We start from the raw sequence: 10281 nt of genomic DNA on the forward strand, positions 1-10281 counted from the left end.
ACGTAAACATGCTCTGTGTTTTACGGCAACGGTTAGGAAGTTGTTCAGCGATATCATTTTCCACTTAGGTTTCCAAATTTTGCATCCACATATCGGGTAAATCGTATACAATGGTAGTACAATAGTCCTTATCCATAGACTATCAGGATGGAAGGAACGGTGTATAAAGGAGAATAGAACTATGGCTATTATTGAAGTTGTAAAATACGATGGACCGCCGGATGTGTTTGCCTGGCGTTATCCGAATCAGGAGTTAGGCACTTGGACCCAACTCATTGTTCATGAGACACAGGAGGCAATCCTGTATAAGGGTGGTCAAGCTCTGGATTCCTTCGCGGCTGGACGGCATACACTGAGTACGGCGAATATACCAATATTATCCAATCTAATCAATCTTCCATTCGGCGGGAAGTCTCCCTTTACGGCAGAAGTCTGGTTTGTGAACAAACTTCGTTCACTGGACGTGAAATGGGGGACCAGCTCGCCGATCCAGCTGCAAGATCCAAAATACAATATTATCGTATCGGTCCGGGCTTTTGGCCAATTCGGCGTACGGATCAGCGATCCGCGAAAGTTTCTGGGGACCATGGTTGGCACACTGCCGACTTTTGACCAAAGCACACTGATTAAATATTATCGCGGCGTACTGATGTCCAATATTACAGAAATCATATCCTCCTATATCGTTCGCAAAAAAATCAGCGTTGTGGAGATCAATGCTTACATAGCGGAAATATCGAAGCACATCATGGAAGCGATTGCGCCTTCATTTGAAGAAATGGGGATCACCCTGCTGAATTTCTATGTGGACTCCATCAACATACCGGAGAATGACCCGGCAGCTGTTCGAATCAAGGAAGCGTTGGCAAAGAAAGCGGAGATGGACATCATCGGATATACCTATCATCAAGAAAGAACCTTTAATACGCTGGAGGGGGCGGCAAAGAATCCCGGCAGCCCGGCAGCGGTCATGGGAACCGGACTGGGTATGGGACTTGGGATGGTTGGTCCGATGTACGAGACCGTGGGGAAAATGTTTGAGGGTTCGAAGGATCCAGGAAAGAATGAGCCCCATATCAAACAGAAGGCATGTACCCAGTGCGGAACACTGAGTGCGGAAGAAGCACGATTCTGTTCGGGATGCGGACAATCGCTTCAGGTGCAGGCTGAGGAGGAACTGGCGAGAACCGTTCATTGCAACGATTGCGGGCAGCCACTGCCTCCGAATGCCAAGTTTTGCCTTCACTGCGGTGACCCGTACCATGCATGCCCTAAATGTGGCCATGACCACCCGGCCGGTGCCGTCGAATGTCCGGATTGCGGTGCAGCGCTTCCTATGCCTTGCAGGGCATGCGGTGAACTGGTGGATGCGGAAGCCAAGTTTTGCCCGCACTGCGGGTCAACCCATGCGCTAACATGTCCTGGATGTCATCATGAGATCAAACCGGGCCAGAAGTTTTGCATGGAGTGCGGACATAAATTGATGTGAAGTGAAAGTGAGGGAATAGAGTGAGTACAAGAACCACAAGTCGAAACGGATTATGGCTGGCTGCGGCAGTGCTTCCGGTCTTAACCATCCTTCTGTTCGGATTGATCGGAGGGATCGTTCAGCTGAATGCTTGGATATCGGGCATCGCTCTCGGATGCGCCGAGGCGGCCATTCTCGTCTTTATCGGTTTTGTTGTCCACCGGCGCAAAGCGGCCTCGCCAGGAGCTCCTTTTTATATTGCTTCAGGCGTCATTATAGGAGTCTATGCCATTTCCGTTTTGCTGGAGGTCATTCTGCTGGGGTATTTATTTAAGCTGCCTGAATCTTCTTATTTTATGATTCATCTTATAACCTTCCTGGGGTTCTCGGTGGTTTTGGGACTGATAGGTCTGGCGGGAAAATATGCAGGAGCTCATGAACAAAAGGAAAGTGATCATCTGGCGGTTAAGAAAGAGACGGTGGCCTGGATCGGGGGAATCCGAAGAAAACTAGGTGAGATGCCAGGAGAGAACATTCATTCGTTAGACCGGCAGATGGCCGAGCTGGAGGAAACGCTTCGTTATAGCGATCCTATCACGCACACCTCTTTATATGAAGTGGAGCATATGATCCAGCAAAAAATCGCATTGTTGGAGGACCAAGTGGCGCTGATCGGGGAGACGCAAGCAGAACAACGTGATGAGCTGGCAGAGCAAACCATTCACATCATCCGCGATATCCTGAGAACGGTACAGGATCGCAACACCGAACTTCTGAAGGCAAAAGCGGGATCAACCTAATGCAGATGATAGAGGAGATAGAATATGGGAGCGTCTGATCTGAAGCGCTTTAAACAGAAGTTCACGACCATGGATTATTGCATTATCGCGCTGGCGGTTCTATTTTTTCCTCTGGCCATTGTGCTGGCGGCTGTTCGGGTGCTTGTCACCCATCGTCATAATCACTGTAAGGGAAGAAACAACCGACTCTTCGGGTGGGCTCTGGTCATAACCTATGGAATCATTGAATTGCTTATGATCCTCGCGACGATTGATGATAAAGATGTCGACGGCCTCTATTCGGCTTCCATCGTATGGGGCGTTATTATACTGGTTCCAGCTATCATCATGCTGTTGATTGGCAAGAAAGAAGATAAGAAATTCAATAGTTTGCTGCAATTTTATTCGAATGCCATTATGCAAAGAGGGCTCGTCCAAATTGAACATATCGCTCGAGAGGCAAGGCAAAAGCCGGCCCATGCCGTCCGAGATATCACGTTCATGTTTGAACGGCATATGCTGCCTAATGGAAAGCTGGACAACGGAGTTGTCATCATCCCCTCCTTGCAGAGGAGATCCCAGTCTTCATTCCAAGGAGAATTTGTTTCGCGCAGCGGGCAGCGAGTGCAGTATTCACTAGGTCAAGTTGCGGCTGAACCAGCGCCAATAACCCGAAACGAAGCGGAGCCCGATCCAGGGCCGAAGTCTGTGGAATGCCCGGGCTGCGGGGCAAGGTCGGTCGTAACGCATTTGGAGAAAAAAGAATGTGAGTATTGCGGTTCGGTGATTGTGGCTTAACATTAGTTATGCGTCCGATTAACAAAATTGAGGAGATCGTGGTATGAGCATTCCAATAAAGCCCTTTAAATCGCAATTTTCAAAATTCGATTATTTTATTATTGGCTTGACGTATGTGTTTTTTCCATTAGCTTTAATCATTGCTGGATTTCGTATTTTGCCTACACAACAACATCACTGTTACAGGGGAAGAAATGCAAGGACTGATGGGATGGGTATTGTTCGGTTCGTACATTATGACTTCTGTGATCTTTTTACTGGCGAGCGAAACGAGTGAGGAGTTCTTAAACGACAATTTAGCAATGGCATTATGCCTATTAGTCCCTGCCATGCTGCTGCTTGTTGCTGCTGACCTGGCAGACAAGAAATTCCGAAAGCTGTTGAGAATTTATGCAGAGGCCGTTTTGCAGCGGCGTCTTATTTACATCAATCATATTGCGATTGCAGCGAATCAAACTCCATCCCATGTGGTCCGTGATTTGAACTTTATGATCAAGGAGCGGATGCTCCCTTACGGGAAGATTGAGAATGGTGTGCTGATGATCACTTCATTGCATAGAGAGTCTGTAAAGCCAGCCGAGATTCAGCAGGATATTGGATCGAAGTCTGTGGAATGTTCAGGCTGTGGTGCAAGAACCGTGATTTCACACCAAGAGGAAAAAGAGTGCGAGTACTGCGGAACGATCATTGTTGCTTAGATTTCACGCGGACCGTTTGAACTCAAATCGAGAGCATGAATGTTATATCGGCAGTCTCCACATACTGGAGACTGCCTTTTCTTACGCATCATTTACAATTTTGACGTGAATATCGATGTGTTCCGGTTTGAATTGCGATATAGTATAGGCTATAGAGTTGACATATAAATATCGGGTTAACCAAAAAAACTGGACACTTATGTATTGCCCTTACATGGTATATCCAGTATAATGTCCACTATACGAATACAGTAGTCTTTGAGGAGAGGACGTTTGTGAAGGAACGCTACTATTTGGTCCGGGAAGACATCCTTCCCGAGGCTGTGGTTAAGACGATGCAAGTAAAAAAATTGCTGGCATCGGGAGACGTTAGAACGGTCCATGAAGCCGTTGAACAGGTTGGGCTTAGTCGAAGCGCTTTTTATAAGTACAAGGATGGAATCCATCCCATCAATCAACTGGAACGTGATGAAATCGTAACGATTTCTATCGATATGGAACATCGCTCTGGGATGCTATCCGAAGTGCTGGGGCTGGTAGCGGGTGAAGGCGGGAATGTGTTAACCATTCATCAGAGTATTCCGCTGCAGGGAATCGCCAATGTCGTGATTTCCGTCGAAGTTTCCCGACTGAATGAGGAGCTGGATGACCTGCTTGACGGATTGAGGCGAATAGCTGGAGTAAGAAGAGTGCAGATGATAGGCCAAGGTTAAGTTATGACGAATTAAATAGATATCTATGTGATGGGATACAGGAGGTTGTGTATTAATGAAACCGGTCAAGGTAGGGCTTTTGGGATTAGGAACCGTAGGAACAGGGGTTGTCCGCATCGTAGAGGGACACCAGGAGGATTTGAGCAGCCAGGTCGGTTCGCCGATTACGATAGAACGTATCGCTGTCAAACATTTGGAGAAGTACCGCAGTGTCAATGTGGATCAGAATAAACTGACGGAAGATCCATGGGCGGTCATCCGCGATCCCGAGATTGATGTCATCGTTGAAGTGATGGGCGGGATCGAGCAGACGAAAACCTATATTCTCGAAGCGCTTGAGCGCGGCAAGCATATCGTTACCGCGAATAAGGATCTGATGGCTCTCCACGGTGCCGAAATATTAGCCAAGGCGCAAGAGAAGCAGTGCGACGTGTTCTACGAGGCGAGTGTTGCTGGCGGTATTCCCATTATCCGCACGCTGATTGAAGGCTTCTCCTCGGATCGTATCATGAAAATTATGGGGATCGTGAACGGTACAACCAACTTTATTCTGACCAAGATGAGTCAAGAAGGCGCATCGTATGAGGATGTTCTGGCCGAAGCCCAGGAACTGGGTTATGCAGAAGCTGACCCGACCTCCGATGTAGAAGGATTGGACGCGGCACGCAAAATGGCGATTCTCGGCACACTAGGCTTCCGCACGAACGTCGAACTCCAGGATGTAACCGTTAAGGGAATCTCGCAAGTGACCAAAGAAGATATCGCTTATGCGAAGCGTTTGGGTTATGAGATGAAGCTTCTGGGTATAGCGGAGCGTCAGGACGATGAGTTCAGCATCACGGTTCAGCCTACGATGGTTCGGAAAGGACATCCTATCGCAGCCGTGAATGGGGTATTTAACGCGGTTTATGTATACGGGGAAGCTGTAGGCGAAACGATGTTTTACGGAGCCGGAGCAGGTGAGATGCCAACCGCTACATCCGTTGTGGCTGACCTGGTTGCCGTTATCAAGAATCTGAAGCTCGGCGTCAACGGTCTAAAAGCCATCGTTCCTTACAAACCGAAGAAACTGAAAACCGATGAGCAGATCATGTATAAGAATTTCATTTTGCTTCATGTCGACGATAAAGCAGGTGTACTTGCCCAAATTACGCAGGTGTTTGCTGAATATAACGTCAGCCTGGAATCCGTTGTCCAGCAGCCGAACGAGCATAATCCGGACGCAGAGATTATCATCGTCACGCACAATGCGAGCAAAGCCAATATGGATGAAGTGTTGAATCATTTTGAAGGCCTGGAAGTCATTCGCCGGATTAAAAGTGTTTATCGTGTTGAAGGATAAGGAATTAGAACTCATTAAATACCCTATATATTTTTTCATAAGAAAAGGAGAACAAGAGAGATGCCGTATGAAGGATTGCTGCAAACCTACAGAGAATATTTGCCGGTAAACGAGCGTACTCCGCTGCTAACGCTTAAGGAAGGGAATACCCCGCTCATCAAAGCCGTGAATCTATCCGAAGAGCTTGGAATCGATTTGCATTTCAAATTCGAAGGCCTGAACCCGACAGGTTCCTTCAAAGACCGCGGCATGGTCATGGCCGTTGCGAAAGCGATGGAAGAGGGAAGCCGCACCATCATGTGCGCTTCAACGGGCAATACGTCTGCAGCAGCTGCTGCTTATGCCGCTCGTGGCGGATTGAATTGTATCGTAATCATTCCGAACAACAATATTGCGCTGGGCAAGCTCGCCCAAGCGATGATTTACGGAGCGAAGGTCATTGCGATTGAAGGCAATTTTGACCGCGCGCTGGAAATTGTGCGCGAGATTACGGCGAAGCATCCGATTGCGCTTGTAAACTCCGTGAATCCTTATCGAATCGAAGGCCAGAAGACGGCTGCATTCGAAGTCGTTGACCAGTTAGGGAAAGCGCCGGACGTGCTGGCCATTCCGGTCGGCAATGCGGGGAACATCTCCGCTTACTGGAAAGGATTTAAAGAATACCAGGCTGCGGGCAAATCGTCCTCTCTGCCGAAAATGCTTGGATTTGAAGCGGAAGGAGCAATGGCCATCGTGAAGGGAGAGCCTATTGCGAATCCGGAAACGGTAGCGACTGCGATCCGTATCGGGAACCCGGCCAGCTGGAAAACCGCGGTTGCTGCCGCTGAGGAATCCGGCGGACAGATTAACTATGTTACGGACGAAGAGATTTTGGAAGCATACCGCAAAATCGCATCGCGTGAGGGCATTTTTGCCGAGCCAGGATCGGCTGCCTCCATCGCAGGCGTTTATAAAATGAAGCGCCAAGGATATTTTAAAGGCGGAGAGTCCGTAGTCTGTGTGCTGACAGGGCATGGGCTCAAGGACCCGAATATCGCCATTTCTACCGTAAACGCCGAACCGCTCGTCGTATCAGATACGGAATCAGCCGTAATGGATGCTATTGCTAAGCTTGAAGGAGCTGCACGGGTATGAGTTTGTCCCAAGGTGTCCGGGTGAAGGTACCGGCCAGTACGGCTAATTTGGGACCCGGATTCGATACACTCGGCATGGCATTGTCTATGTATTCCTGGATCGAGATGAAGGCGTCGGAGCGGACCGTATTTCACCTTCATGGTGATGAGATGGGCGGTCTGCCGACCGATAAGAGCAACCTGATCTATAAGGTGGCTCAGATGGTTTTTGAAGAAGCGGGACAGGCTGTTCCCGATCTCGAGATTTCCATGTATTCCGAAATTCCGCTTACCCGCGGTCTTGGCAGCAGTGCTTCGGCGATTGTAGGGGCGCTGGCGGCTGCCAATGCGCTGATCGGTTCACCGCTGCCGGATTCCAAGCTTTTTGATATGGCAACGAATCTTGAGAAGCACCCGGATAATGTAGGAGCTTCTTTATTTGGAGGGATTATTACGGCTGTATGGGACGGAACTCATGCGGATTATATACGTATTAAACCTCCAGCAGACCTCGGCACGCTCGTTGTTATTCCTGATTTCGAATTGGCAACATCCAAAGCAAGAGAAGCGCTGCCCGCCCAGGTCAGTTTAGCGGATGCTGTGTATAATATTAGTCGGTCCTCCTTGATGACCGCGGCTCTTTCTGCAGGCAGACTGGACTTGATATCTGCCGCAATGCAAGACCGGATTCATCAGCCTTATCGGGTACCGCTTGTGCCAGGGATGAGCAAAATTTTGGCCGAAGCGACAAGCCACGGAGCGCTGGGGATTGCGCTAAGCGGAGCGGGCCCGACGATGATTGCGTTGGTGGATCGGAACGATTCGCGGGTAGAAGAATTGAGCGCGTATTTAGTGCAGACCATGAAGGCGGAAGGAATCTCGGCTTCGTGCTACCCGTTGAATCCAGTTGCCGAAGGCGTCCAGCTCTTGGAAGGTATAAACAATAGATCCTTTTTGGATATGATTAGAGGGGAAGTTACCGCATGAAAAAAATAGCCTTGTTGCCCTCAGGATCGGTATCTCATGAAGCGATACTTTATCTCCTTAACGGTGAGCCGGTGGAGTTTGTCCACCATAAACTGATCTCTGATGTATTTATGTCTACAGTAGAAGGAAAAAGCGATTACAGCGTAATCCCGATTGAGAATACCATCGAAGGTTCTGTGAGCCTTCATATGGATTGGTTGGTCAATGAGGTGGATCTGCCGATGCAGGTGGAGTGGGTCTATCCTTCCATTCAGAACCTGATCGGAAATGCTGCCGAGTTCCAGTCCAATGACGGTACGATGGATTACAGTAAAATCACAAAAATTTGGTCTCACCAAGTAGCAACGGCCCAGTGCCGTCAGTTCCTCGCGAAGGCCGCGCCACAGGCTGAGTTGGAGCAAGTAGGCAGCACCTCGGAAGGGGTTAAAATCGTAAAGGAAAATCCCGGCCAGGGATGGGCGGCGATCGGCACTACACTAGGCGCTGCCACTCACGGATTAAACGTGCTTGCCGAGCGTATTACCGACCATGATAATAATTACACCCGGTTTGTATTAATCGGACGCGAGCCGATTTTAGTCAACCGTTCGCCGGAGCACATCAAGACCAGCATTCTCGTGACCCTCCCAGAGGATGTGCCGGGAGCGCTGCATCAGGTGCTTTCGGCGTTTGCTTGGCGGCGCCTGAATCTGTCGCGGATTGAATCCCGTCCGACGAAGAAGAAGCTTGGTAATTACTATTTTTACATCGATGTCATGGCCGCAGCAGATTCCGTTCTGTTGGTCGCCGCCATGGGAGAGATTGAAGCTCTGGGATGTGTGGTTCGTGTGCTGGGTACTTATCCGGGCTATGCGTACGAGAGTGAGAAAATGGAGGTTAAGTAAATGTCAGAGCAATGGATCTATCTGGATGGAGAATTCGTCACAAAAGAGAATGCAAAAGTATCCGTTTTTGATCATGGATTCCTGTACGGAGACGGCATATTCGAAGGGATTCGGATATATAACGGCAACATCTTTAAGTGCAAGGAACACTTGGATCGGCTGTACGATTCCGCCAAGTCCATCGATTTAGTCATCCCATTGGCATATGATGAGCTGCTGGAGGCTATGGCCGAGACGATTCGGCGCAACGATATGCGAAACGGGTACATCCGTATCGTAGTATCCCGAGGTGCAGGCAATCTGGGTCTGGACCCGCGTCGCTGCCCTAAACCAACGGTGTTGATCATTGTGGAACAGCTGGCGATCTACTCTGAAGAAGCTTATCTTAACGGTTTGAAGGCCGTATCCGTAGCCCAGCGGCGCAACATTCCGGATGCGCTCAATCCGAAAATCAAGTCTCTGAACTATTTGAACAACATTCTTGTGAAGATCCAATCCAACTTTGCGGGAGCGGATGAAGCGATCATGATGAACGCACAAGGATATGTGACGGAAGGCTCAGGGGACAATATTTTCATCGTGAAAAACGGCGTGGTCACCACGCCTCCGTGCTACCTTGGTGCGCTTGAAGGCATTACGCGCCAAGCGATTATCGATTTATGCGATAAACTCGGCATCAAATTGAAAGAAGAGCCTTTCAGCATGCATGACGTTTATATAGCAGACGAAGTGTTTTTTACTGGAACCGCAGCTGAGGTCATCGCCGCTCGTGAAATTGACGGACGGATGATCGGAAAAGGGCAGGCTGGTCCAATTACGCTTCAACTGCTCGAGGAATTCCGCAAAATTGTGGATCAAGACGGTTATAAAGTATGGGAATCCTAATGTTTTAGGACAGCTAAATAAACGACTTAAACCATCCTTTCATGTCGATGAAAGGATTTTTTTTGCCCAGAGGGATGTCAATCGCCCATTCCGTGCATAGGATGTAGTAACGAAAGCGGGCGAATAACATGACGCCTAGAAGAGTGTAGGAGGTTTTAGCGGCGTGAAGATACACATCGTCAAGGAAGGCGACACCCTATATGAGCTGTCCAAAAAATACGACGTTCCATTAGCGAAAATCATCGATGCTAATCCACAGCTGGTGGATCCGAATAAGCTCGATGTCGGTGCCAAAATCAAAGTACCGACAGAGCCTGTTCCGGTACCAGGCGGCAGCCAACCCATTATCCATAAGCATACGGTAAAGCAGGGGGACTCCCTCTGGAAACTGTCGAAGGCATGGGGCGTAACCCTGAAGGAAATTATTGATGCCAACCCGCAGCTTAAAAATCCGAATGCCCTGCTGGTTGGAGAGGTCGTGAACATCCCTTCATCAGGCGTATATTCGGAGTCGGGCACAGATGACGGGGTTTCGATGAGCAGTGGCAGTGGTTCGAACCCGGGCAAGAAGAAGCCGGGCAGTAAGGATTACACCGGAGTGAAGGAAGAAATCAC

The 10281-nt window shown here is 49.0% G+C and carries 11 protein-coding genes (1 of these 11 only partly in view); all 11 read left to right on the plus strand.

The features are described 5' to 3' along the window. Positions 1 to 181: 181 nt before the first annotated feature. Complete coding sequence (locus AC0VZ8_RS07955) at positions 182 to 1489, plus strand: SPFH domain-containing protein (RefSeq protein WP_260069383.1); 1308 nt, start codon at positions 182 to 184, stop codon at positions 1487 to 1489. 20 nt (positions 1490 to 1509) lie between these two features. Beyond that, entirely contained in the window at positions 1510 to 2268 is a 759-nt protein-coding gene (locus AC0VZ8_RS07960; RefSeq protein WP_475486576.1) for a hypothetical protein, read from the plus strand. Positions 2269 to 2292: 24 nt separating this feature from the next. Then, positions 2293 to 3045, plus strand: a complete 753-nt coding sequence (locus AC0VZ8_RS07965) for a hypothetical protein (RefSeq protein ID WP_475486577.1) — start codon at positions 2293 to 2295, stop codon at positions 3043 to 3045. Positions 3046 to 3239: 194 nt separating this feature from the next. Next, a complete protein-coding gene (locus tag AC0VZ8_RS07970; RefSeq protein WP_475486578.1) occupies positions 3240 to 3743 on the plus strand; it encodes a hypothetical protein in 504 nt (167 codons plus the stop codon). A gap of 275 nt (positions 3744 to 4018) precedes the next feature. Then, positions 4019 to 4456 (plus strand): ACT domain-containing protein, encoded by a 438-nt coding sequence (locus AC0VZ8_RS07975; RefSeq protein WP_009594028.1) that lies wholly within the window; start codon positions 4019 to 4021, stop codon positions 4454 to 4456. Between the two features lie 55 nt (positions 4457 to 4511). Further along, positions 4512 to 5798 (plus strand): homoserine dehydrogenase, encoded by a 1287-nt coding sequence (locus AC0VZ8_RS07980; RefSeq protein WP_071223398.1) that lies wholly within the window; start codon positions 4512 to 4514, stop codon positions 5796 to 5798. Between the two features lie 60 nt (positions 5799 to 5858). Beyond that, entirely contained in the window at positions 5859 to 6932 is a 1074-nt protein-coding gene (gene thrC, locus AC0VZ8_RS07985) for a threonine synthase (protein WP_475486579.1), read from the plus strand. Beyond that, complete coding sequence (gene thrB, locus AC0VZ8_RS07990) at positions 6929 to 7897, plus strand: homoserine kinase (protein ID WP_475486580.1); 969 nt, start codon at positions 6929 to 6931, stop codon at positions 7895 to 7897. The genes thrC and thrB overlap by 4 nt, the downstream gene beginning before the upstream one ends. Next, the gene (pheA, locus tag AC0VZ8_RS07995) at positions 7894 to 8781 is read left to right on the plus strand and encodes a prephenate dehydratase (RefSeq protein ID WP_194541493.1); all 888 of its coding nucleotides are present in this window, start codon (positions 7894 to 7896) and stop codon (positions 8779 to 8781) included. Before thrB ends, pheA begins: the two co-directional genes overlap by 4 nt. Continuing rightward, on the plus strand, positions 8782 to 9666 hold the full coding sequence (gene ilvE / locus AC0VZ8_RS08000; protein ID WP_071223394.1) for a branched-chain-amino-acid transaminase: 885 nt from the start codon (positions 8782 to 8784) through the stop codon (positions 9664 to 9666). Positions 9667 to 9829: 163 nt separating this feature from the next. Further along, positions 9830 to 10281, plus strand: partial view of a LysM peptidoglycan-binding domain-containing protein gene (locus AC0VZ8_RS08005; RefSeq protein ID WP_475486581.1) — the 5' end (the start) only. Its footprint extends 1261 nt past the window's final position; the window shows 452 of its 1713 coding nt (coding positions 1–452); it begins with the start codon at positions 9830 to 9832; its stop codon lies off the right edge, out of view.

The sequence above is a fragment of the Paenibacillus sp. QJM3NY_38 genome (assembly GCF_056173265.1).